Annotated in this window: 1 protein-coding gene; it reads right to left on the bottom strand. The window is 28.7% G+C overall.

Translation table 11 applies throughout. From position 1 onward, the window contains the following. Positions 1-162 precede the first annotated feature (162 nt). Positions 163-254 (bottom strand): DUF2535 family protein (locus tag KVT27_RS25460; protein WP_217582256.1); only part of this gene is annotated, 92 nt, incomplete at its 5' end.

The following is a 254-nucleotide window of genomic DNA, read 5'->3' on the forward strand; positions in this document are numbered from 1 at the left end:
TTTTGCATACTATACTTCTTCCCTTTCCAATACGCTCTCCTTGTTAATATACTAGTATTCCCATTGCTTTCAACAATTTGGAACGAAATTTCATCAAATTAATTATATTTTCATATCTAAAATGAAAAAGACAGAGTTTACTAACCCTGTCCGTACTTCGTATCATGCATTTTTTTCAAGGGTATTTGTTTTATATACATTTAAATAATCATTCCACTTCAAACAATTTTGTAAATATTCACGGAAAGAATACG

It is taken from the genome of Lysinibacillus sp. GbtcB16, from assembly GCF_019091145.1.
Taxonomy (GTDB): Bacteria; Bacillota; Bacilli; order Bacillales_A; family Planococcaceae; genus Lysinibacillus; species Lysinibacillus fusiformis.